Source organism: Arthrobacter globiformis (assembly GCF_030815865.1).
GTDB classification, from domain to species: domain Bacteria; phylum Actinomycetota; class Actinomycetes; order Actinomycetales; family Micrococcaceae; genus Arthrobacter; species Arthrobacter globiformis_B.
Genome location: NZ_JAUSXI010000001.1, coordinates 741,918 through 765,448 on the forward strand (window position 1 = coordinate 741,918; position 23,531 = coordinate 765,448).

A 23,531-nucleotide genomic window follows, 5' to 3' on the forward strand; every position below is an offset into this window, starting at 1 on the left:
TACGGTGCCGGGCACCCTCGGCCTCGGCTGTCACGATTTTCGCTTAAACCCCCGACTGACTGTTGATGACCGCAGGAACCAGGACCCCCCTTGGCTTGGTTACTGTCTTGCGACCACTCGTACCGTTAGGTATGAGGGTAAGTATTAATCGCCGACTTTATGGTTATTCTGCGAATCAATTATATTTGGTCTTGGAGCGGATACACCGGGGCCGAGGGAAGGCACCACAGTGGAGATACGGCAACTGAACTACTTCATCGCTGTAGCGGAGGAGCGTCACTTTGGACGTGCCGCTGAACGCCTGCACATGGCGCAGCCACCCCTGTCGCAGCAAATCCGTCAGCTCGAGGAGCAGTTGGGTGTGCGCTTGTTTAACCGCACTACCCGTCGAGTAGAGCTCACGGCGGCTGGGCAGGAGCTGCTGAACCGGGGACGGCAGATTGTCAACGCCGTCGGCACACTCCGGGCGGACGTATACCAGGTGGGGCAGGGTGCCGCCGGGGTGTTGCGCGTGGGCTTCTCCGGGTCCGCGACCTATGGGATTATGCCCCCGATCGTGCGCCGCGCCAAGCAGGAACTCCCGGGGCTGTCGCTCACCCTGCATGGCGAGATGCTTACTCCGGCAATGGAGGAAGGGCTGCGGGATGGCACCCTCGATGCGGCGCTTTTACGTCCGCCCGTCGCCTCGCAGGAGATCGACTACCGCGTCGTAACGTGTGAGCCGCTAATCGTAGCGCTACCCTCCTTCAGCTCCCATGCGATGGACCGGCCAGTGTCGGTCCGCGAACTTCAAGATCAGGCATTCATTGCCTATCCACCGGAGTCCGTGCTCTACCGAAGCACCGCAGCCATCTGTCGTCAAGCGGGCTACCAACCGCGCATCACCCAAGTGACCAGTGAGACCTCCACCATGCTCTCCCTGGTGGCCGCCGGGGGTGGTGTTGCCATCCTTCCAGCCAGCATTCGTGCCCTCCAGCTGGAGGGAGTGGTCTATCGCGACATCGAAGAAGCCCCCGAAGTAGAGCTTGCAGTCGCGTGGCGGAGTGAGGACCGATCCACGCTGCTCCACAATTTTCTCGCGGTTGTGGGCGCTGCGACCGCAGGGCACCGAGACGGTAACGACCCTCCCATCCCGCCCTAATTTCGACAATGACCCGGCATCCATCTCGACATCGAGGCGGCCCCCTGTTTGCATGGCCCCGGGTCTACAACCGAGGTGGGTCTCCACCGAGGTCCTTTGAGGTGCACAGACACCGTGCTGCACGACGGGTGACCGAACGCCAGCAAACTTTGCCGCTAAGTATCTTTGTCGTGCTTCCCGTCGCCAGGGTCATCCGACGACGACAGTACTTCCCGGTCCTCGAAGGCGAGGTGCAGGGGCGGATCGTACCCCCGTCTTCGCGGACGTCATCCGTCATGGAGATCGCCCGCGAGGAATTCTTCGGCCCCCTGGTGGGCGTGATCAAGGCCGACGACGAGACCCACGCACTGGGGCTGGCCAACGCGAGCGACTTCGGCTATCCAGCCCGTATTCACCCAGAACCTTGACCGCGGCATGCGGCCTAGGCATCAGGGCCGGGATGACACACACGAATGAGATGCCAGTCCACAACGAGCCACATGTGCCGTTCGGCGGCGAGGGCAACTTCGGGCTCGGCCGATTCAACGGCGACCGGGCTATCGCGGAGTTCACCACCGACCACGCCGTCGGGCCAAGCGCCTCTGAGGCCTATCGTCCCGCCGCGGCACAACATGCCTGCTGCGGCGGCGCAATGGCGTACGCGACTTCGACAAGTACCAAACTCGTCCGAATCGGGACGAATTCAGTATGGATAAGCGGCGTGGACCCTTGGGTGGCGCACCGTGCCAATCGATAGGGTAAATAGATGATCAACCGCGCACGCCTCCACTCGGACCTGTCCCGCCTCGGCAGGGAGACCGACATGCTATTAGCCACCGTCGAGTCGCTGTCCGGCGATGAAATGACTGCCCCGTCCCTGTGTGAGGGGTGGACACGGGCCCACGTCATTGCCCACCTTGCCTCGAACGGCCGCGCCTTGGTCAAGCTCATTAACTGGGCACTCACTGGCGAAGAGCAGCAGCTCTACGCATCTGAGGAAGCACGCGCCCAGGAAATTTCGGACCTCGCGAATTTGCCTCGTGAGGAACTGCTTGGCCGGCTGCGCGAGTCCGCTCAATACTTTGCGGAGCAGGCCCAGCGGCTGGGAGGGGAGCTTGCGGTCGAGGAGGTGCACCTGCACGGTAAGCAGATCCCCGCGACAGCTATCGTGGCGTTGCGAATCGCCGAGGTCGTCGTCCACCATCACGACCTCGACACCGCCTGGACCATCGAAGAGGCCGACCCGGACTCGGTGCTCAATGCCATTGACGCTGCCGTGCGCACGATGCGGGCCAAAGGAGCGCCGGGCATGACCTTGGTGACGGAGGAACGCGACGAGTGGGTAATCGGGGATGGTGCCCTGTGCGTCTCGTCCGACCGCGAGGGACTACTCGAATGGCTGGCTCGCGGCGCGGCCGAAAACGTCGACGCCGACGGCCCTCTGCCGACCCTGCCATTCTGGTAAGTGGGCAAGGGTCACATCCACATCGCGGCAACGGATGTGTGGATCCCCACTAACTCCAGGTGCACCAGGACTGGCTGTGCCTAAGTTTCGCGGCGCAAGAGTAAGCGACGGCCACCGCCGCCGAGTGGAAGGCGGCAACACGCCGTTGCCGCCGGTGAGGCGTGCAGGGAGACGCCACAGTCCTTGGCTTAACTGTCAGCGATGGTCGAAAAGTGAGCCATTTCGCGGGCCTTGGCGTCTAGCGGTGGTTGCAACACCTGAGTGATAGGGAGTTGCAATTGGGAGTTATGAAAAGACCGCCAAGGGGCCGGGCGCCCCACCGAAGAACGCTGCACGTGCTCATTATGATCAGCTGATGAAACAGGGAATGGGTAATTCTGAAGCCTGCCGGATCGTAGGGGTCAGTCGGAGTTCCGGAACTCGCTGGCGGCATGGCCACTCGGTCGTATTGAAGTCTGGGGACATCAAGAAGTACCCACCGATTTCGCGGCAACGGCCGGCGGTGATCTCCGCCCGATTTCTCTCCGAGTCGGAACGGATCACGATCGCTGACCTGTTGCATGCCCGGCGCAGCCTACGGGCCATCGCCAGGGAGCTTGGGCGCAGTCCTTCGACCGTGAGCAGGGAGATCCGCCGCAACGTTCATGAACCCTCTGGCAACTACCGACCGCGGACGGCCCAGCGCAGTGCCGAACGCAGAAGGAGCCGTGAGCGAACCGGGAAAATCGCCGCCAACCCCGAGCTGCGGGAGTTCGTCCGGGAGCACCTCGAACAACGCTGGAGCCCCCGCCAGATCAGCAACCGGCTGCGGGCTGATTTCCCTGGACAGCCGGAAATGCACGTCGTTCCTGAGACCGTTTATCAGGCCCTGTATGGGCGTGGAAGCCTGGATCTTGCCGTGGATCCGGCCGTCTCGCTGCGGACTGGGCGGACGGGTCGCCGGCCACGCCGGCGGAAGGAGCACCGGACCAGGCGCTTCCCCGACATGGTCATGATCCGTGACAGGCCCGCAGAAGTGACCGGCAGGCAAATACCAGGGCATTGGGAAGGCGATTTAATAATTGGAAAAGGCAGCCGCTCGGCCATCGGCACGTTGGTCGAATGGACCACGCGCTTCATCATCCTCGTGCATCTGGCAGGCAACCGCGGAGCCGAGAATCTGCGTGACCGGCTGGCAGAGACGATGAGTGCCCTCCCGGCCCACCTGCGCCGTTCCCTCACTTGGGATCAGGGCACTGAAATGGCCTGCCACCAGGACTTCACGCAGCGGACTCTCATACTGGTGTACTTCTGCGATCCCGCCAGCCCTTGGCAACGGGGCTCGAATGAGAACACTAATGGCCTGCTCCGGCAGTACTTTCCGAAAGGAACAGACTTGGTGCGTCCACAGCCAGAACACCTCGCCATGGTCGCCGCTGAACCTCAATCGAAGGCCCCGCGAGATCTTGGGCTGGAAGAGCCCCCTGGAGCACCTGACTAGACTGGCTTCACCACTGACAGATTCATAAACCGTTGCAACGACTGGCTGAAATCCGCCCCGTCACAATGGCTCACTTTTCGACCGTCACCGACATTAACCGTGGAACTAGTACGCCGGGACAGTGCGCTGCACGAGAAGCACCGGGGTCGTCGTAAACGCTCCCGGTGCTGGACTTGATTCTAACGACGCCGTCCTGCTAATCCCCTTCCCCCAAAACACGACGGCCCGCACGCCTCCGAGCGGTCAGTAGCCCGCAGACAGAGATCGTCTTGGCCCACCCAGAGAGGGCTTTACCCCATTCCGGGCGATTCTGTCTACTGATTTACACTGAGCGGGCTTGGACTGTCTCATAGTCCCTGATCGCCTTCACAACACGCTCCGTTACGTCGTCGACGCCGCCAAGGCCGTCCACTCGGGTCAATATGCCCCGCTCGGCGTACGTCGCTATAACGTCTTCCGTCTGGTTGTGGTAAAGGTCAAGGCGGTGGCGGATGACTGCTTCGTTGTCATCGCTGCGCGCCGTTTCTTGGGCGCGGCCCAGCAGGCGCTTGACCAGTTCCTCGTCGTCGGCAGTGAGCTGTAGGACCACGTCGATCTTCTGCTTACTATCGGCGATGATTCCGTCGAGGTAGTCCACTTGGGCAGTCGTACGGGGGTAGCCATCGAGCAGGAAGCCGCCGTCGACGTCGTCCTCTCCCAGACGATCGCGCACCATTCTGTTGGTCACGCTGTCCGGCACGAAATCTCCAGCATCCATGTACCGTTTGGCCTCGATGCCCAGCGGCGTCCCACCCCTAACGTTGGCCCGGAAGATGTCGCCGGTGGAGATCGCAACGACGCCGAGGCGCTCCGATATGCGTTGCGCCTGGGTTCCCTTGCCGGATCCGGGAGGTCCGATTATCAACATGTTCATCATGGGAAAGCCTTTCAGGGGTTGTTTTCGTAGAAGTCCGTGCCAAACTGAATTTCCGAACCCCACCGAACGCAGATACTCGAAGGCGCTGACGAGTTCGGATCGGCTGCCATGGAGCGGGGTAGATTCCGCGTCCTTCGTGTCCGCACGGTGGGCCCATCTTGGCTGCGCCGGAGTACGGATAAAACTTGGGGTTGGTCGGCGGTTGGGCAACATACTGTAGTGACACTTCGATGGCCGTGGTAAATCTTCTGTCGCCGATTGCAGAATCGAGGGCAGCTGCCGTGCTGCTTCAATTAGGTCCGCGGGAGGAATCCACTGCTATTTCTGAATCCTGGTGGTGGGGATCCAGGATGAAATCGTAGGTGACTTCGAGGCCCTCGCCGTCCGCGCGCCGGGTCGGTACAAGCACGAGTTCAGGCTTCACCGCCGAAGCGATGTCGTCGGCGACATGCTCATCGCCTTCGAAGTAGAGCTGGGTGGTGATGAGCCGATAGCCGGGTGCCGAGACCTTCAGGTGCAGGTGCGCCGGGCGCCAGGCGTGCCAGCCTGCCGCGGCAATCAGCGCTCCACATGCGCCGTCGGTAGGGATCTGGTAAGGCGCGGGCTGGATGGTGTTGATCTGGAACTTGCCCTGGTCGTCCGTGGTGATGGCGCCCCGGAGGTTCCACTCCGGTAGGCCTGGGGCGAACTGGGAGTAGAAGCCAAGGTCATCCGCGTGCCAAATTTCGATCATGGCGCCGCCGAGCGGTTCGCCGGCGATGCCCTTGACCTCTCCCTGGAACAGCAGTTGACTTCCGGGCTCGTCCTCGTGCATTGGCAGCGTAGCCGGACTCTGCTGGACGGGGGCGTCTGGGATGTAATAAGGGCCCTCGATGGTCCCCTTGGAGCCATGCCGGTTGGCATTGGCGACCTCTTCAACGGAATGCTCCACCCATACGTCTAGGAATAGCGGCCATTCCCCGTCCTCCCCGACCCTGATAAGCCAGGCCTTGAAGGCGTTGTATTCGTCGTAGCTGACCTTCTCCTCCAGGACGACGTCATTCACAGCCTTGATCAGCCGACCCGCGAGAGCATTGACACGCTCCGTGCTAGTGCCAGCGGCGATGGTCTTGTTCTCCCTGAAGCGGGCGGTTGCCCCTGCGCCTGAGGCTGCGGCGGTGGCCTGGGTTTCTGCGGTCAAGGTAACTCCTCTGTGTCTGCGTGATTCATCGGCATTTCCGCCCGTTTCTCTCGCTATCCAGGAGTGCGGTCCATCCACGGGTGCCTGAGCTGTGTGCGCGTCCAAAAATGCCCAACGGTCAGGAAGATGAAACCTGATCCATGGCTCTTATGTTATACACGACTTGAAATAAAGTTTCAAAGGCCGTATAAGTTTCCCGCTCGGTAGCCTCACCGTGTTCGTGACCGCGTCGCTGGTATACATGGCCCCCGACGCGAGGCAGGCACTGCCGGTCGTCCGCTTTGTCCGCGGACTTGCCTTCCGCGTCGGTACCGCCGCCGTCTCGGCGTCCGTGATTGGATTGATCCCAGTCTGGCGTCGCGGGGAGGGGGCGAGCTACGTTCCGCTGCAGCCGCAGTGCTTGCTTCGGCGGCCCTCTACTACTTGGCCCACAAATTCGGCGGTACATGCGGCAGTCGCAGCTTTGACGCCCGGGTCCGGCCCTTCGCCCCGCGCGCGTGCCGGTTGCCGTGGGCGGCAGTAATTAGCTGACCCAATTGCCTGACCGGTCACCCTGCTATCGAAGCCCGACGGGCTTTCCGCGGGAAATGCTCTGGTTATGGGGCTCGCGCACCTCGGGGAGAAACCTTAAAGCGCTACAAATATTGAAACGCCGTTACCAGCAGCGTATAACTGGCCATTGGTTGTACTCCGATGTGTCCGGATACGGATCAGGTTTCGCCACTGAAACACGGGGTCCGTCATGGGACCCAGAATGAAAGCCCGATTGTGCGTGAGGGCGTGCCCGAAGAGGATTGGATTGGCATGACTAAAGTTCTGGATTGCCCAGGCGCGATGATAGAGAAGTTGCTACTGGGCCAGACCCCGAATGGGGACTATCGGGCTACTTCGGTATGATCCACCAGTTCGCGTTCGACGACAGCGTGGCCGCTAAGAACGCCCTTGGGGACCCGGCTCACGAGGCTACCCATAACTGCCATGCCACCAATTATCCAACCCCTTGGGTTACGGCTAACCTGCACCGGTACCGTCGTAAAGCCGCAGCCGTGGCTGCCGGGCACTGCGTAGTTGGCCGCATCGACTTCCCCCGGGAGGACTCAGCTGACGACATCGACCCGACGATCCGCCGTTACCTGCTTCGGTCGCCCTGCCGGACAGCTGAGCAGTATCTGGGCGCCCAACAACCGGGCGTCATCTCCCACCTCTCATCGATGACCATCTGCGGCGTAAGGTGGCGGCCCCACGTCGCGGCCATCTCCTACTTCTCTTCGGAGCAATCCACGTACGTGACCGAAAGCACGTTGTCCGTGGCGTGCTCGGACCTGGGATAGCCATGACAGAACACCCGCCGACGGGGGAGTCCGTCATCAGTCGCGTCGCCAAACTGATGGGGACCTTTGACCGACAAACCCCCGCGATGCCGCTGTCGACCCTGGCCTCTCGTGCGGGTTTGCCGCTAACCACAACGCACCGCATGGTCATCGAGCTGATCAAACATGGATTCCTGGAGCGCGACCCCAGCGGCGACATCCGACCCGGACTGAAGTTTTGGGAGCTGGCATCCCGCAGCTCCCCGGTGTTGGGCCTGCGGGAAGCTGCCTTGCCGTTTATGGAAGACGTCCAAGCGTCGATAGGCCAGGCAACGCTGCTGTCCGTTCTCGACGGCAGGTCAGTACTCTACCTGGAGCAACTGGCCGGGCGTGACTCCACCCTTAGCGCCGGACGCATGGCAGAGAGAATGCTGATCCACTGCTGCTCGGCCGGCCTGGTGCTGCTGGCCTTCGCACCGCCGGAGTATCAGGAAAGCTATCTGTCCGGCCCTTTGGAGGCGCTGACAAACAAGACAGTCACCGAGCCGGTTACGCTGCGGAGGAATTTGGCGGAGATCCGGCGAGTGGGCTATTACTGCGCCCCGGGCTTCGGAGTTCCGGACAGGACCGGCATATCTGTGCCCGTACTGGGACCCGGCAACGGTGCCGTTGCGGCGCTCAGCATCATCTACCCCCAAGGTCAGGAAAACATACAGGCGGCAGTCCCGGCCCTAGCCACGGCGGCCCATGGGCTTGCCCGTGCCCTTGGACGGCGCACTGAATTTTCCGGTCACCGGAAATCAACTATGTGACACCCGCCACGGCTGGAATTCTTGGTCCATCGGACCAAGAAAGGACGACGATGTCTGTTACTTCCGCCCCCACGAAACTGCCCCCCTACTCCCACGAACTGGAATGGCCCGAGGGCCTTGTTCCGTACAAAGTCATTGATGACAATGGCTCCCAGGGCGACCCCTACGCCCACTACCAATGGATGAGGGCCAACGCCCCTGTCCTGCGTTGCTACACACCCCAGGCCGATGTCTGGTACATCTCCCGATATGACGATGTGCGCAAGGCTATGCGCGCCCCGAAAATCTTCTCCTCCCAGGTGCTGGAGCCGGCTCCACTGACGTTTTTGACCATGATTGACGATCCCTACCACACGCGGCTGCGCGCCGTGGTGGCACGGGCATTCGCGCCCAAGGCCGTAGCCATTGTTGAAAGCCGGGTTGGGGAAACTGCCGAAAAGCTACTGGATGACCTCATCGCCAACGGCGGCGGGGACGTCGTCGCAAGATACTGTCTGCCGTTGAGCCTCGGCACCATCAGCGGCATTCTGGACGTCCCATCCGAGGACCTTGCGAAGATGAAATTCTGGTCTGACGAACTGTTCTCCTACTTCGGCCGGCTGGGCCGCCAGGCGCCGGGAACCGGCACCGACGAGCAAAGCGCTATGGAATTCTTCGCGTACCTCACCGCGAACCTCGAGCGCCTCTATGCCACAAAAAGCGAATCGGTCGGTGGACACATCGCCAGGCAGTGGAAGGAAGGGCTCCTCACGGAGAAGGAAGCCACAGAACTGTGCTCGTTCATGTTCGTCGCGGGCCACGAAACCACCACACTGCAGCTGGCCAACATGTTCTTCGAATACAGCAAGCATCCCGAACTCCTCACCCGCATTCGGGAGACACCGAAAGATGCGGAACTCTTCATCGAGGAGCTGCTCCGCTACCGTGGCGCTGTCCACCGCGTCGTCCGTAAGACCACGGAGGACGTTGAAGTTGCAGGGGTAACGATTCCGGCCGGTTCTGCTGTTCGCTTACTCAACGGTTCGGCCAACCGGGACGAAACCAAATTCCCCAATGCCGATACCTTGGACATTGACCGCGATACCAGTGCGTCCCTGGGCTTCGGCCACGGAATCCACAGCTGCGTTGGCGCGCCCCTGGCCCGCCTGGAAAAGAAGGTTTCGGCCCAGCTGATCGCGGAACGAATCGACGCCATCGAACTCGATGCGGCCCACCCCGTCGAGTACCTGCATGGCAACAGCCTGGTCGTAGGGCCGGAGCATCTCCACGTCAAGCTCGATCAGCGACGCTCCTGAGCGTCTCAGCGGCAGAAAGAAGTTGAACTGTAATGTCTGATAAATCAGTTGTGATCGTCGGCGCCGGACATGCCGGCGTACAGGCTGCCGGTCGGTTGCGGGAACTTGGCTGGCACGGCGGCGTGATCATCATCGACCAGGAGAGCCACGCTCCCTACGAGCGGCCGCCGCTTTCCAAGGACCTGCTAAAGCCAGACGCTCAGGATGACAGCGCTCTGCTGCGTAAGGCCAGCTACTTCCAGGACAAGGACATTACCCTCAAGCCAGCAACGTCAGTGCTTCAGATCGACCGGCAAAAGCGCATGGTGGCGCTCTCGGATGGCTCCGGCCTGCCCTACCACCGGTTGGTCCTGGCCACAGGCTCGAGTGCCCGGAAGCTGACTATCCCCGGCTCGGAGCTCGCAGGTGTCCAAGTGCTGAAGACCAAGACGGACGCCTTGACACTGAAGTCGGGGCTGATCGCCGGTTCCAAGGTGGTCATCCTCGGTGCTGGGTACATCGGACTGGAAGTAGCGGCTGCTGCCGCAGCCAGGGGCTGCAACGTCACCGTACTGGAGTTCCAGGACCGCGTGATGAACCGAGTGACATCCTCTGTCGTTTCCCACTACTTCCAAAAACTGCATGAGTCCCACGGGATACGGTTCGCATTTGGCTCGGCGGCGTCACATATAGAGGGCGACGGCAGGGCTGAGCGCGTCTTCACCACCGACGGCGCAATGTTCGAGGCCGACGTGGTGTTGGTGGGAATAGGGGTCGTCCCGCACCAGGGCCTCGCAGAGAATGCCGGGTTGGAATGCAATGATGGAATTCTAGTGGATGAAAACGGCCTGACGTCTGACCCGTATGTCTACGCCGCCGGCGACGTTACTCGCTCCATATGCCCGTTCGAAGGGACGAGCAGGAGGCTTGAATGCATCCAGAACGCTCTGAGCCAAGCCGACCAGGTGGCCAGTCATATTCTTGGACTCGAGCCAAAGAAACCCGAAGTTCCGTGGTTCTGGACTATCCAGCACGGGCTCAGGCTTCAGACGGCGGGTATCCAGCAGCCCGAAGATGAAGTTCTCCTACGTGGCAACCCCGCAGACGGGCGTTTTTCCGTCCTGTATCTGCGCAGCGGACGCCTGGCCGCCATTGACACCGTCGGCGGCCTGGCGGATTTCTTGCCCGGGAAGAAGCTGATTGCAGCCGGCGTCGAACTCGACCGAACACTGGCCGCCGATCCGGGCGCGGGGCTCGCGCAGTCAGCCCGCCCCGTGGCCGCCTAAAACCTTTTGGAAGGATCTAGCAATGAACAATGTCATCAACGTAATCGATCGCGAGGGCGAAAAGCACATCCTCGAATGGGAGCCGGACCAGAGCCTGATGGAGTCGCTGCGTGACAATGATCTGCCCGTCATGGCTTCCTGCGGGGGAACGGCCTCGTGCGCAACGTGCCATATCTTTCTGGACCGGGACGTGGTCGTTTCGCTAGGTGAGCGCAGCGAGGACGAGCTGGAACTGCTGGTGGAGACGGAATGCTACGACGAATCTTCATCGCGGTTGTCTTGCCAAGTTCGCCACGACCCGTCCCTGAATGGGCTGAACGTAGTCCTGGCGCCCGAGGAGTAGCTGGAGAAACTCTGCCGCCACCCGCGGCTAATACTCTTACGCCCAGCGGCGGCCCTTTGTGGGGTCGCCGCTCATGGGTGCCGGGGATCACACGTCGCCGACGATTGCGATGGTTCCCTTACCTCTTAGGGGCGATCAATGTGAAAATCCTGGCTTGTCGCCGCCCCAGAACCCGGTCCTGATTCAGCTGAGGATGTCCGCCCCGCTGCCCTTCTGCGAAGTGGCAGTCTCTAACAATGGGGCCAGCTTAGGGAGGCACCCCGGAGCATGTGCGGCACGTGAACTGCTCCATCCTGCGCATAAGTTCAGCGTCTGGATGGCACCGTTACCGGGGATCCATAAGAGGGCTGGGGTGCAGCTTCAAAACCTCGTTTCTTAAAGTGTCGGCCGCCGACGATTGAGGGACTTCCACCGTCCCGGGGAGACCCTGGGCGGCAAGAGGTAGCACGACCAGGTTAGATGAGGAGGGGGCCCCGCAGGGCGGCCGCCTCCGTCTGCATGCTCATGTTTGGCCGTTCTGACGACTTCTTGGATCGGGAGCAGCGAAGGCTGGATAAGGACGACCGGGGGACGTATGGCCGCCGTAGCCTGCATGTAGGCGTGCCCTCCGGTCGCTCGTTGGCTCTTTTCCAGACGGTGCAGGAACATACCGGGCTAGGGCGGATTAATTCCAGATGCACAGCAAGATCAGCATCGCGTCCACGGCCGCTGGCATGCTCATATTCTACATAGATCGACATAAAGTTTCTATGAATGTAGAATGGCTTGTATTGGAATTGCACGCGCGGCGTATCGGCGCCGCCCTAGCCAGTGAGGTCGTACATGACAACGGATTCGCAGGACCACCCGCAGCCGCTCCGCGGCGTTCGGGTCATTGAACTAGCCCACTGGATGGCGGGCCCCGCAGCGACCGGGGTACTTTCGGATTGGGGTGCCGAAGTGATCAAGGTGGAGCCGCATGGTGGTGAGGCGATGCGTCACATTTGGGGGTCGATGGGGGCCCGCGCTGACGCTCCGAACGGTGCCTTTATCTCCGCGAATCGGGCAAAGAAGTCGATTGAACTCAACGTGCGAAGCGAAGCCGGACTTGAGGCATTTCACAAACTGCTTGAGGGCGCGGACATCCTCGTGTCGAATATGCGCCCCTCAGCACTGCAGAAGCTCGGACTATACCCGGCCGATGTAGCGGAGCAGCATCCAAGACTGATCTTCTGCTCGCTGACGGCCTACGGCTGGGGTGGCCCCGATCAGGAGCGCGCAGGTTATGACCTTGCCTCATTTTTCGGGCGGACTGGCATAGCGCATGAAATTACCACCCAGGGGACGGCGCCGGCCCCCCTCATGCAGGGGCTGGGGGACACTTTCACCGCCATGACGTCGGTGGCCGGTATTTTGGCCGCCCTGTACGAGCGTGAAAAAACAGGGCGTGGCCGCTTCGTGGAATCTTCTTTGCTCCGCACCGGCATGTGGGCGCTGGCCGGGGAGCTCGGGGCCAAGGCACTTGGCGGACGACCCCGTCCTCCCTATCCTCGGGAGAACTGCCCCACGCCCCTCTACAACTCGTATAAGACGTCCGATGATCGCTGGTTCTTCCTGGTCGGGGTGGAGGCCAAGCGCCACCTGCCGCGCGTCCTCGCCGCCATTGGACAATCCGCCCTGCTAGAGGATGAAAGGTTTTCTTCGGCAAGGGCGATTTCCAAGAATCGCAAGGAATTCATTCCAGTCCTGGATGCGGCATTCGGCAGCAGGACGCTGGAACAATGGAGGCAGATCTTTGACGAGCATGATGTCTGGTGGGCCCCCGTGCAGACCCCAGAGGAAGTCCTCGCGGACGAGCAGGCAAGACTGACAGGTGCCTGGGTGAGCGTGGACGGCATCGCAGTCGACGGCGTAGAGGCTATCAGCGTTGATGCTCCTGTCCGTTTCGATCAGACGCCCCGTCTGCGCGTGGCTGCCCCGCCGGCAGCAGGCGAACACACGCATGAGATCCTGGAACAGCTGGGCTACTCTGGCGAACAGATCACGGCACTCTCCAACGGTTTCTAGGGCCGGAGAGGGTCGTCGAATCCCTCGGGGCGGTGGAAACACGAAGGGGGCTGTGCAACCGATCCGGTTGTACAGCCCCCTTCGTGGGCGAGGTGCGCGAGGTGTATTAGCCACAGACGTTAGTGACAGTCGGTGTGGTGGGGTGACATGAAGAAGACCTCCGAGTGGGGCTTGTCTAGAGTCCAGTTCCACAAACGGAGGTCTTCGATGTCCCACCCTAATGCTTTTCTTGCCCGCCGGGGACGGTCCGAGCTTGCAAAGTGCATAGTCGAGGACGTGTGGCCGTTGCGTCGGGTGGCCGAGCGGTTCCAGGTTTCAGTCACGACAGCGGCACGCTGGGCAAACCGTTACCGGGAGCTGCGCGAAGACGGCATGGAGGATCTCTCCAGCCGACCGTTGCGGTCCCCGCGCCGGACCCCGGTCCGGCGGGAGTGAAGGATCATTGCGCTCCGAGTAACACCGAGATACTCGCCGACGAGAAAAAGGAGACCGCCGCGCGCTTCTGGATACACGCGAACGCTCCTTCAACGCCGCCGGCATCACGGTGAGCCGGGTCCTGGCGGACAACGGCTCCTGCTACCGCTCCTACGCGTTCAAAGACGCCCTGGGCCCGAGATCAAACACAAACGCACACGCCCCTACTGGCCCCAAATCAACGGCAAAGTCGGGCGCTTCCACCGCACCATGCTCGACGAATGGGCCTACGCCTCAGAGGCAGGGCGCGTCGCCGCAATCCCCGCCTGGCTGCACCACTACAATCACAACCCCCGAGGCCACACCTCACTCAAGGGTCAACCACCCGCCAGCCGCGTCACCAACCTCAGTGGGTAATACAGCTAGGCCCCCCTATCCAATCCGATCCCGGATGCCATGTTTCAGCCATTCGTCACGGACCTCTTTACGTAGAATCTTGCCGGTGGCATTGGTGGGCAGCGGGCCCGTATGGTTCCACCAGCAGGTCGGAATTTCGTACCGTCCCAGCCGGGTCGCCGCATGGGCGGCCAGCTCGGTTGGGGCGGCGTGCATTCCCGGGCGCAGGACAAAAGCAGCGCCCACCTGTTCGCCGAGATCTTCATGAGGCAATGCCACGACGGCCACCTCAAGGACGGCCGGATGGGTTGCCAAGGCGTCTTCGACGTGCACGCAAGAAATGTTTTCGCCTCCACGGATAATGATGTCCTTGGACCGACCAGTGATGAATAGCAGTCCGTCCGCGTCCAACCGGCCGAGGTCGCCGGTGGATAGCCAGCCCCCAGCGTCGGTAATGGCCGTCGACTCGCCCAGATACCCATCACTGACAGTAGGCGTTCGGGCCATGACTTCGCCTATACCGTCCGCGTCAGGATTAGAGATTTTCAGTTCAACGACCGGCAGAGCCCGCCCCACACAACCCGGTTTACCGGCAACGTCCTTGCCGCTGCCAGCAGCGAGCACTCCGCCTGCTTCCGTCAAACCGTACAGGCTTCCCACTCGACTTTTGACGCCAGTGAAGGACTGGGCGACGCGTTCCCGCAGCTGGGCAGAAATGGCGGCACCGCCCATGGGGACGGAGGTGACACTGGTGGTGTCGTATCTGGTGAAATCGGGATGATCCAGCACGCGTGTCACCATGGTCGGAATGCTGCCCCAAGCCTTGACCCTTTCGGTTTCGATCAGGGTGAGCACCTGGTCCGGGTCGAATTTTCCCGGCAGGAAGACCAGCTTGCCGCCGCACAGGAGGTTGGTCAGGCAAACTTGAACCCCGGCAAGGTGGAACAGGGGTACGGACAGGAGGCTGACAGTTCCCTGATGCTCGGCGGTGAGCTCATTGGGCAGGCGGCCGGTCAGGGTCAACAGGTTCTGGATGTTGGCGATCACGCTTCGGTGGGGCATTAAAACGCCCTTGGGGGCTCCGGTGGTGCCAGAGCTGAACATGATGATGGCCAGTGCGTTTTCGTCCCGCGGCCATTGCGGAAGCTCGGCTTCGGCCCCGATGTCATCGACGAAGGTGCGCAAGGTGTCGAATCCGGCGCTGGGCCAGGTCGTGGCCCGATGCGTGATGACCAGGGCAGGTTCTACCTGCCGGATCGCGCTTTCGGCCTCGTCGTCACTCCACCAGGCATTGCACAGAACCGCCACGGCACCCAAGGCCTGGACCGCCCAGAAGCCGACAACCCATTCAATGGAGTTGAAGCCCAAGAGCACTACCTTGGATCCGGGACCGACGCCCCGCTCTTCCAGATACCGTGCCACCCGGGCGACGGCGGCTTCATGTTCGGCCACCGTAAAGCGCCGGTCATCCTGAACGAGGTATTCACGTTGATTCCACTGTCGAGCCGTGGCTAGGAAGTCCGCCACCGAACGGGGACGCTGGCGGTAGGCGAGATACGGTACGGAATCGACGTGGACGCGTTCAACTTCCCGGCCCCACTGCGGAGCATTGGCAGTTAGTTGAGTCATATTCAAGGCACCATTCTTTTTGGGGATCATGGGAGGCGCTCCGCCTGGTTCTGACGGCGGCGCCTAGCGAGTAAAGTTTGCCGGGCGTTTCTCCAGAAGAGCAGCGACACCTTCTGCGTAGTCCGGGTGCTGCATCAACTCGCCGATGAGACGCTTGCTTTCGTTCACAGAAGCGCCGGGATTTTGGGCCAACACGTCGTTCCAGAGCTGGCGCTTGGCGGTAGTGACGGCCAGGGGGGAGTTGCTGGCCAGCAGCCTCGCGTAGCTGCGGACGTGGTCTTGGAAATCTTCCTGGGGAAGGACTTTGTTGAAGAATCCCATTTGCTGCATTTCCTCGGCCAGTAGGATCCGGCCCGTGAACAATACATCGGCGGTGTGAGTCAGCCCGATCAAGCGGGGTAGGATCCAGGACAGTCCATATTCGGCCGGCAGGCCCAGTTTAGGTGCCACCGTGGTGATTTTGCTTCCTTGCACGGCGAAGCGGAGATCGCAGAACGCAGCAATCGCGACGGCTATGCCAGCACAGGCCCCGTTGACAGCCGCGATCATCGGCTTGCTCATGCCCAATTGCCACGCCATGTCGGCATCGAATTCGTGCCGGACGCCGTAACCCGGCTTAAGTGCCTGGGGGGACAACCCGGGGTCGTAGTGATCAGCCTTTACATAGCCTGACAGCGCTTTGAAGTCGGCCCCCGAGCAGAAGTGCCTGCCCTCCCCGGTCACGATGATGACTCGGACCTTGGCGTCCTCGTCGAGGATCTTGCAAATATACCGGTATTCATCGTGCATCCGGCCAGTCCAGGAGTTCCCCCGTTCGGGCCGATTGAACCAAACGGTGGCGACTCCATCCGGATCGATTTGGTAGCGCGTGACCTTCAGTTCCATGGCGTACTCCCATTGACGGGTCCGCGATCGCCGCGGACGACTGCCCCTCAAGTTGATCTACATAAGAAGAAACTTTTTTTCCTAAAATGTAGATTATTGGCTGAACGGGGTGGTGCGCAACCCCCTTGGGGTGCTTAGCTCATACATGTTAGGAAATTTTATTTCTCATGCTGTAGACAGTGAAGGAGGTCTGCCATGCCGCGGGCAGCCCTATTGGAAGTCCCCAACACACCCTTGCAGATTGTTGATGTCGATCTGGAACATCCGCGACCCGGTGAAGTCTCCGTGGATATCGGAGCCACAGGCGTTTGCCACTCCGACATCGCCGTTTATACGGAAAAGCTGCAAAATCCCCTCCCCGTAGTGCTGGGACACGAAGGTGCCGGCACCGTAGTCGAGGTCGGAGATGGCGTCACCGACGTTAAGCCGGGCGACCGTGTGGTTCTGTCCTGGCTGGCGCAGTGCGGCGAATGCTTCTACTGCATCAAGGGTCAGCCTCAGTTGTGTGAAACCGCCGGAGCAGCCTTCGCCAGGGGTTCCCTGCTGGATGGAAGCCTGCGGTACAAGCACCAAGGCCGGGGCGTCTATCAGATGGCCGGGCTGGGGACTTTTTCCCAGCGCTGTGTGGTGCCCTCCCGCTCCGTCATTAAGATCCCGGAAACCATTCCGTTGGCCTCGGCCGCACTGATTGGCTGCGGTGTGCTGACGGGTTTCGGTGCCAGTGCCAACACGGCGGACATCAATGTTGGCGACACCGTCGCGGTGCTGGGCTGTGGAGGCGTCGGCCTTAATGCGATTCAAGGTGCTCGTGTCAGCGGTGCAAGCACTATCATCGCGGTCGACATGCACGACGAAAGGCTGGAGCTGGCCCAGCTTTTGGGCGCGACCCATGTGCTCAAGCCGTCGGAGAACCTCGTTAAAGAGGTCCGCAAGCTTACCGGGGGGCGGGGCGTCGACGTTGCCCTCGAGGTAGTAGGACGCCAGGAAACAGTCACCAATGCCATCCGGATGACGCGACGTGGCGGCCAGACAGTGCTGGTGGGCGCGGCGCCGGACGACGTCCTCGTCAAGGTGCCTGCGTTTACCGGCATGGTCCTAACGGAGAAGTCCATTAAAGGATCGCTCTACGGGTCCGCGCATGTCCGCAGGGATGTCCCCAAGATGGTGGCGCTCTATGAAGCCGGGGTACTGAAGCTCGATGAGCTGGTGACGAAGACGTTTGGATTCGACGAGGTCAACGATGCAGTAAGTTACTGCGCCGGCGAACAGGGTGCCCGGGCAGTGATGGTGTTCTGATGACCGACTTTTTGATGACAGTCAATGGCGACCAGGTCGCCGCAGCAACAACGTTCGGGGTGATCAATCCGGCCACCGGCGAGATCTTCTCCCAGGCACCTGAATGCAGCCGGGAACAACTGGATTTAGCCATGGAAAGCGCCCGCCGGGCGCAACCGAATTGGGCAGCTGAGCCGGCGGCGCGGCGTTCTGCACTCGTTGCTTGCGCGGCGGCGCTCAAGGAGGAAGCACCTGCGTTGGCGGTAACGCTGTCAGCCGAACAGGGCAAGCCACTCAAGGCGGCGGAGTATGAAATTGTCGAGGCGGCTCGATGGCTGCAGGCGAGCAGCGAGCTGGAGCTGAAGACGACAGTCGTGCGGGACGACCAGCACAGCTACGCTGAAGTGGTGCATCGCCCGTTGGGCGTAGTCGCTGCTATTACACCCTGGAATTTTCCGGTGCTGCTCGTCGGATGGAAGGTTGGTCCGGCCCTGCTCGCGGGCAACACCGTGGTGCTGAAGCCCTCACCATATACACCGCTGACTACGTTGCTGATCGGTAGCCTGCTAGCCAAGCACCTGCCACCCGGCGTCCTCAACGTTGTCAGCGGCGGAGATGAACTCGGCTCATGGATGACCTCTCACCCCGATGTGGCTAAGATCAGCTTCACAGGTTCCGTTGCCACGGGCAAGAAGGTCGCGGCGAACGCCGTGGCAGACCTTAAACGCTTTACGCTGGAACTGGGTGGCAATGATGCCGCCATTATTCTCGATGATGCAGATCCTGCGACCGTTGCTAAGGACATGTTCTGGGGAGCTTTCATCAACAACGGGCAGATCTGCGCAGGCATCAAGCGGATCTTCGTTCCCCGCCCCCTGCACGATGAATTTGTCGCCGCCTTTGCCGCCCGCGCCGGCAAAGTGCGTGTGGGTCCGGGGGACAGCGAGGGAGTTCAGGTGGGACCCGTCCAAAATAAAATGCAGTTCGACAAGGTCACGGAGCTTGTCGCAGATGCTCTCGCCAACGGTGCCACCGCGGTCGCGGGCGGGCTCCCTTCCGAAGGGCCCGGCTATTTCTTTCCACCCACCGTGCTCACCGGAGTCAAGGAGGGCATGCGAATCGTCGACGAGGAGCAGTTTGGTCCCGCCGTTCCGGTAATGCCCTACGACGATGTGGAAGAGGTCATCGACCGCGCAAACGCGACAAAGTTCGGGCTGTCGGGTTCCGTCTGGAGCCCCAACATCGAACGCGCCCAGGAAGTGGCCGCGAGGCTGGACTGCGGTACAGCCTTCGTAAACGACCATTTGGCCCTCGGACCCGACCTGCCGTTCGGTGGGATCAAATGGAGCGGTTACGGCGTGGAAAATGGTCCATGGGGCTTGGAAGAATTCATGAACATCCAGGTGAGGTACACAGCCCGTCCCAAGCCTGCAAAAATTGCTGCACCGCCTGAGGAGGACAAGTGACAATGAAGCATTTGACTCAGTCATACTGGTCCAGCGAATCCATCGGTGAGCTGTGCGACACGACGATTCCCCAGCTACTGCGCGCAGCGACAGCGGAAGCGCCGGACCGTGTGGCCTTGGTGGACGGACAGAAAGATCCGGCCAGCCGCCGGAGCTGGACCTACGCGGAGCTGTTGGCCCATGTTGAGGAGGTTTCCCAGGCGTTGCTGCAGCGGTTCGAACCCGGCGAGCGGGTGGCAATCTGGTCATCCAACTGCGTGGAATGGCTCTTCCTGCAGTACGGCGCAGCGATGGCAGGGCTGGTGCTCGTGACGGTTAATCCTGCCTTCCGGGACCGCGAGCTCGAACACGTGCTGCGGCAGTCCGAAGCGGCGGGCGTGGTGTTCGGGGAGGAATACCGGGGATTCGACACTGCCAGTGCCATCCAGCGGATCCGCCCGGGCCTGGAATTCCTGCGCGAGGCCATACCTATTGCGGATTGGGAGAACTTTGTGGCCGACGGAAGCCGGTCCGTCCGCACCCTGCCGGAGGTCCATCCTGACGATCCGGCTCAAATCCAATTCACCTCCGGAACCACGGGGGCGCCCAAAGGTGCCATGCTCCACCACAAGGGTCTCGTCAACTCTTCACGGTTCGTCGGACAGCGCTCCGAGATGGCCGGGGCGGACGTCTGGATCAATTCCATGCCGCTGTTCCACGTTGGCGCGAGCGGCATTTATCCCTTCGCGACATTCGATCAGCGAGGGACCTATGTCCTCATGCCGGGCTTTGAACCGGGACTTTTCTTGGAACTTGTCGAGGCTTATCGGGGAACAATTACCGTCCTCGTTCCTACGATGCTCCGCGCCGTCCTGGCCCATGAAGACCTGGCCCGCACGGATCTTTCAACCATGCGGACAGTTTTGTCCGGGGCCTCCGTCGTTCCGGCGGAACTGGTGCGCCAAACGAAGGCGGCCTTCCGTTGCAAGGTGGGGATCCACTTTGGACAGACCGAACTCCATGGCATTCTGACCCAGACATACCTGGATGACGACGACGCGCACCAGTCCGAGACCATCGGCCAGCCCATGCCGCACATGGAAGTAAAGATCATCGACCCCGTTGCCGGGACCACGCTTCCAGTCGGTGAAACCGGTGAAATAGTCGCCCGAGGTTACCAGGCAATGCTGGGTTACTACGGAAGGCCCGAAGATACAGCGCAAACCATTGATGCAGAAGGTTGGCTGCACACCGGGGATCTCGCCAGCATGGACAGCCAGGGGTATCTCACCATTACAGGGCGGCTAAAAGATATGATCATTCGCGGCGGGGAGAACATCTATCCCCGTGAGATCGAGGATCTGCTCTTGGGATATCCGGGAATCTTGGATGCCTGCGTGCTGGGCATGCCAGACGAACACTGGGGGGAGCGTGTCGTTGCGATTGTGCGAGCCTCTGACACTGGGGAAGTAGGACCGGAAGAGCTGACCGAATACTGCAGGGCGCACATGGCCCGGTACAAGGTCCCCGTCGAATGGCATTTCACGAGGGACTTCCCTATGACGGCATCGGGAAAAATCCAGAAGTTTCTACTGCGGCAACGGATTTCCGGCAAAATGCCGGCGGTCTAGGGAAGAAAGCCATACCATCTAACGAACGCGCCCGCGCAGCCGTGGTCGGTTGACTACCCAATCGTGCAGGAGTGGACCCGAAGGCTGGCCCGGGTTTATTAGGACTTAAGCCGCAAGTGCCTGAGCGCAGTTTCGCACTGGGCTCAGGCACTTGAGCCTTGTGGAGATCCTTCCATGTTGTATGAGCGGAAGTGTTCCTTCAGCTGCGCTGCCGGCGCTGAGGAGCCGGACTTGGTGGAAGAGCTCCCCTTTCAGGTACGCGAAGAAGTGTTCCATCACCGCGTGACGCTAATATAGTTGCCAACTCCCGATCTCGCCGGTCTTTTGGGTTCGCTTCGGTGAGGTGGTCGACCTCGCGGATGACATGGCGTTGGAGGCAGCGGATGATTTCCCCGTTTGCTCTGTCCCTAGGCGGTGCGGCGTAAGCGATGGTTGGTTCGTGGAACCGCATGCTCGACGGCGGAATCATGAGCGATTTTGAGCCGCCGTCTCATCTCCGCACCACCGACGCCGACGAGAGGAAACCGGACATGATCGTTATCGGTATCGGCCCGCGTGAGTCCTCCATCACCGCCTCAGCTGTCGACTACTCCGCCGTCAGCTCGCGGTGCGGCGATTTTGCGGTCAATGCCGGCACCGCCAAGCAACTGCTCGAACGGGCCGCGCATTGGCCTGAACGCAGATGCGCCATCGAGGGCGCCAACGGCCTGGAACGCAGAACTGCCCAGATCCTTGTTGCCGACGGGGAGTCCGTTGTGGATGGGCCCTCAACACTGGCCATGAAAGTCAGAGTCCTTTCCACCGGCGGTGGCCGCATGAACTACCCGGCCGATGCCTTCGCCGTTGCCGTCACTGCCCTCCGGCAGGAGAATCTGCGGGCAGTCACCGCCGAAAACCAGAGCATCATTTTGCGCCTGCTGGCCGAACCACGGGAGGACCTCGGCCACGAGCGAGCCTGGAGCTCAACCGCCTGCACCGGCTCCTGCGCGAACTGATATTCGGCGGTTTCGAGCCGGGACTCCGTGCCTAGAAGGCTGCTGCCGCGCTGCCTGCCATCCGGCCTGCAACAGCCACCGATGTGCTCAGACGCGAATTTGCCCCTGAAATGTTGGCTGACCTTCGACGCGTGGATGCAGGCATCAAAGTCAACGAGGCCCAAACTCTAAGGCCTTGGCCGTGTCCGCCACCACGCTGCAGGAAATCCCCGATGTTGGCGGCCAACTTCTCGGCCACGTCGCTGATATCACATTCCCCAGTGCCTCACACTTCGCCACCTACACCGCAAAGCGGCAACCAAAACCGACACAGACTCAGCACCGGAGGGAACGGGCGGCTCAACTCAGCGGTGCACATCGTGGCCGCCTGCCAAAGCGCGACGTACTACTACTAAGAAGACCGCTGAGACAAACGCGTGGGAGGCTCGCCGAGCGCTAAAACGGCGGCTACCCAACATCCTCTACCGTCGCATCCTTAATGACCAAACACGTCGTTTACGACTCAAAGCCAGACCGGTTTTTTGCGCGGGATGAGGATGAGTCACGGGCTGCCAACGATGACAGGGCAGCGGAGGCAATACGTCGTATCCGGTGGCTCCGCTCGCCGGACCATTGGGCCCGACCAATAGACCATCCCGTTCAAACCCGAGGAGCCATCCTTCATTCGCTGGCCGGGGCGGTGACTGCAACCACCCTGATCTAACGGCAGCAGTATGAGGAAGCGATGCTTCTCAGCCGGCTGCGGGGTCCTTCCGGCAGATTTCCTGCCATCGGGCGCGGGCCGGCTGAGTCCATTCGGCGCGCAGGGAGCTCACCAGCTCGGAGGCCTTGGCCCCTGCCCAGTCCGGCATAAGCTCGGTCGGGAGCTGGGGGTCCATGAACGGGATGCGCTGCCATTCATTGACCAACGCCAGATGGGTGAAGAGTAGTTCGTCGGCGCCGTGTGGGACGACCTTGCTGTAGCGGGCGATCAGCGACTCGTAAGCCTGCGCGGTGTCCTCCAGATTCCAGGCGTTCCCGACAATCTGCTGGTCCGACAGCCCGATGGCCCGCGTGGGACCCGAAAAGGACAAGGTCGAAGCGGACAATTCCAGCTCTTTGATGATACTCAGCGCTTCGTCCTCACGGTCTAGGTGCGGGGTGAGCCAGACACCCGGGGCCGGATTGCCGAATCCTGCCCAGCGCAGCGCACCGTACAGCTTCTTGCGCACCTTCCGCTGACTTTGAGGAACGCTGATGATTAGCGTTAGCCATCTTCCGTCCCAGGCGTGTTCCTGGGTGCCCACCGAACCGAGCCTGACAATGCCCTGTTCAATGAGTCGCCGACCCTCATCCGCCAACTCCCAGCGGACTTCGCGTCCCGTGCGGTTTCCTTTGATCCACCCGGCGGTTGCGCCGCGGTTGATCGCCTGGCGGGCGGTTCGCTCCTCAAATCCCATCCCCTCCAGAACGTAGAGCAGCGACGACGTCCATACAGGCTCCTGATCGTGGCGGACCAGTTCGCCGAGAATCGTCAGCAGAATTGACCGCGCGCTTCCGGGCGGTACCTGCGCAAGGTTGCCTTCTTCCAGCGTGCCGGTGGCAGCTCTTTCGCTCAGTGTCATGTTCAAAATCTACCTTCCGCCTGGC

Annotated in this window: 18 protein-coding genes and 2 pseudogenes; 15 read left to right on the plus strand and 5 right to left on the minus strand. The window is 61.3% G+C overall.

All coding sequences use genetic code 11. The annotated features are described in order from the left end of the window. The first annotated feature begins 229 nt into the window (after positions 1-229). The 4 genes and pseudogenes from QFZ33_RS03455 to QFZ33_RS03470 all read left to right on the plus strand — a co-directional run bounded on the left by QFZ33_RS03455 (position 230) and on the right by QFZ33_RS03470 (position 4,093). Complete coding sequence (locus QFZ33_RS03455; protein WP_307024876.1) at positions 230-1,141, plus strand: LysR substrate-binding domain-containing protein; 912 nt, start codon at positions 230-232, stop codon at positions 1,139-1,141. A gap of 170 nt (positions 1,142-1,311) precedes the next feature. Next, positions 1,312-1,548: an aldehyde dehydrogenase family protein gene (locus tag QFZ33_RS03460; protein ID WP_307024878.1), complete on the plus strand. Its 237-nt coding sequence runs from the start codon at positions 1,312-1,314 to the stop codon at positions 1,546-1,548. Between the two features lie 338 nt (positions 1,549-1,886). Further along, on the plus strand, positions 1,887-2,585 hold the full coding sequence (locus tag QFZ33_RS03465) for a maleylpyruvate isomerase family mycothiol-dependent enzyme (RefSeq protein ID WP_307024881.1): 699 nt from the start codon (positions 1,887-1,889) through the stop codon (positions 2,583-2,585). 355 nt (positions 2,586-2,940) lie between these two features. Then, a pseudogene (locus QFZ33_RS03470) lies at positions 2,941-4,093 on the plus strand (IS30 family transposase). Positions 4,094-4,387: 294 nt separating this feature from the next. Here the strand turns inward: QFZ33_RS03470 and QFZ33_RS03475 are convergent. After that, on the minus strand, positions 4,388-4,972 hold the full coding sequence (locus tag QFZ33_RS03475) for an adenylate kinase (protein WP_307031647.1): 585 nt from the start codon (positions 4,970-4,972) through the stop codon (positions 4,388-4,390). 298 nt (positions 4,973-5,270) lie between these two features. Beyond that, positions 5,271-6,161: a catechol 1,2-dioxygenase gene (catA, locus tag QFZ33_RS03480; protein ID WP_307024884.1), complete on the minus strand. Its 891-nt coding sequence runs from the start codon at positions 6,159-6,161 to the stop codon at positions 5,271-5,273. An 893-nt stretch (positions 6,162-7,054) separates the two neighbouring features. Between catA and QFZ33_RS03485 the strand changes: the two genes are divergently transcribed. The 7 genes and pseudogenes from QFZ33_RS03485 (at position 7,055) to QFZ33_RS03515 (ending at position 14,063) form a co-directional block, all read left to right on the plus strand. Continuing rightward, positions 7,055-7,492: a hypothetical protein gene (locus tag QFZ33_RS03485; protein ID WP_307024886.1), complete on the plus strand. Its 438-nt coding sequence runs from the start codon at positions 7,055-7,057 to the stop codon at positions 7,490-7,492. Positions 7,493-7,494: 2 nt separating this feature from the next. Then, the gene (locus QFZ33_RS03490) at positions 7,495-8,283 is read left to right on the plus strand and encodes an IclR family transcriptional regulator (RefSeq protein WP_307024888.1); all 789 of its coding nucleotides are present in this window, start codon (positions 7,495-7,497) and stop codon (positions 8,281-8,283) included. Between the two features lie 50 nt (positions 8,284-8,333). Next, positions 8,334-9,578, plus strand: a complete 1,245-nt coding sequence (locus QFZ33_RS03495; RefSeq protein WP_307024890.1) for a cytochrome P450 — start codon at positions 8,334-8,336, stop codon at positions 9,576-9,578. A 32-nt stretch (positions 9,579-9,610) separates the two neighbouring features. Then, a complete protein-coding gene (locus QFZ33_RS03500; protein ID WP_307024892.1) occupies positions 9,611-10,843 on the plus strand; it encodes an NAD(P)/FAD-dependent oxidoreductase in 1,233 nt (410 codons plus the stop codon). Between the two features lie 22 nt (positions 10,844-10,865). After that, a complete protein-coding gene (locus QFZ33_RS03505; RefSeq protein WP_307024894.1) occupies positions 10,866-11,186 on the plus strand; it encodes a 2Fe-2S iron-sulfur cluster-binding protein in 321 nt (106 codons plus the stop codon). A gap of 822 nt (positions 11,187-12,008) precedes the next feature. Next, positions 12,009-13,232: a CaiB/BaiF CoA transferase family protein gene (locus tag QFZ33_RS03510; RefSeq protein WP_307024896.1), complete on the plus strand. Its 1,224-nt coding sequence runs from the start codon at positions 12,009-12,011 to the stop codon at positions 13,230-13,232. A 207-nt stretch (positions 13,233-13,439) separates the two neighbouring features. Then, positions 13,440-14,063 (plus strand): annotated as a pseudogene (locus tag QFZ33_RS03515) (integrase core domain-containing protein). Between the two features lie 15 nt (positions 14,064-14,078). Here the strand turns inward: QFZ33_RS03515 and QFZ33_RS03520 are convergent. Together QFZ33_RS03520 and QFZ33_RS03525 are read right to left on the minus strand one after the other, a co-directional pair. Next, entirely contained in the window at positions 14,079-15,671 is a 1,593-nt protein-coding gene (locus tag QFZ33_RS03520) for a class I adenylate-forming enzyme family protein (protein WP_307024898.1), read from the minus strand. 63 nt (positions 15,672-15,734) lie between these two features. Next, positions 15,735-16,556 carry an enoyl-CoA hydratase-related protein gene (locus tag QFZ33_RS03525; RefSeq protein WP_307024900.1) on the minus strand — a complete coding sequence of 274 codons (822 nt, stop codon included), beginning with the start codon at positions 16,554-16,556 and terminating at the stop codon, positions 15,735-15,737. A 195-nt stretch (positions 16,557-16,751) separates the two neighbouring features. Between QFZ33_RS03525 and QFZ33_RS03530 the strand changes: the two genes are divergently transcribed. The 4 genes from QFZ33_RS03530 to QFZ33_RS03545 all read left to right on the plus strand — a co-directional run bounded on the left by QFZ33_RS03530 (position 16,752) and on the right by QFZ33_RS03545 (position 21,902). Next, the gene (locus tag QFZ33_RS03530; RefSeq protein ID WP_307024902.1) at positions 16,752-17,852 is read left to right on the plus strand and encodes a Zn-dependent alcohol dehydrogenase; all 1,101 of its coding nucleotides are present in this window, start codon (positions 16,752-16,754) and stop codon (positions 17,850-17,852) included. Continuing rightward, positions 17,852-19,297 carry an aldehyde dehydrogenase family protein gene (locus QFZ33_RS03535; RefSeq protein WP_307024904.1) on the plus strand — a complete coding sequence of 482 codons (1,446 nt, stop codon included), beginning with the start codon at positions 17,852-17,854 and terminating at the stop codon, positions 19,295-19,297. The genes QFZ33_RS03530 and QFZ33_RS03535 overlap by 1 nt, the downstream gene beginning before the upstream one ends. Positions 19,298-19,299: 2 nt before the next feature. After that, complete coding sequence (locus QFZ33_RS03540) at positions 19,300-20,907, plus strand: AMP-binding protein (protein ID WP_307024905.1); 1,608 nt, start codon at positions 19,300-19,302, stop codon at positions 20,905-20,907. A gap of 467 nt (positions 20,908-21,374) precedes the next feature. Further along, positions 21,375-21,902: a hypothetical protein gene (locus QFZ33_RS03545; RefSeq protein ID WP_307024907.1), complete on the plus strand. Its 528-nt coding sequence runs from the start codon at positions 21,375-21,377 to the stop codon at positions 21,900-21,902. Positions 21,903-22,633: 731 nt separating this feature from the next. Here the strand turns inward: QFZ33_RS03545 and QFZ33_RS03550 are convergent. Then, a complete protein-coding gene (locus tag QFZ33_RS03550; protein WP_307024909.1) occupies positions 22,634-23,506 on the minus strand; it encodes a PaaX family transcriptional regulator in 873 nt (290 codons plus the stop codon). Positions 23,507-23,531: the final 25 nt, after the last annotated feature.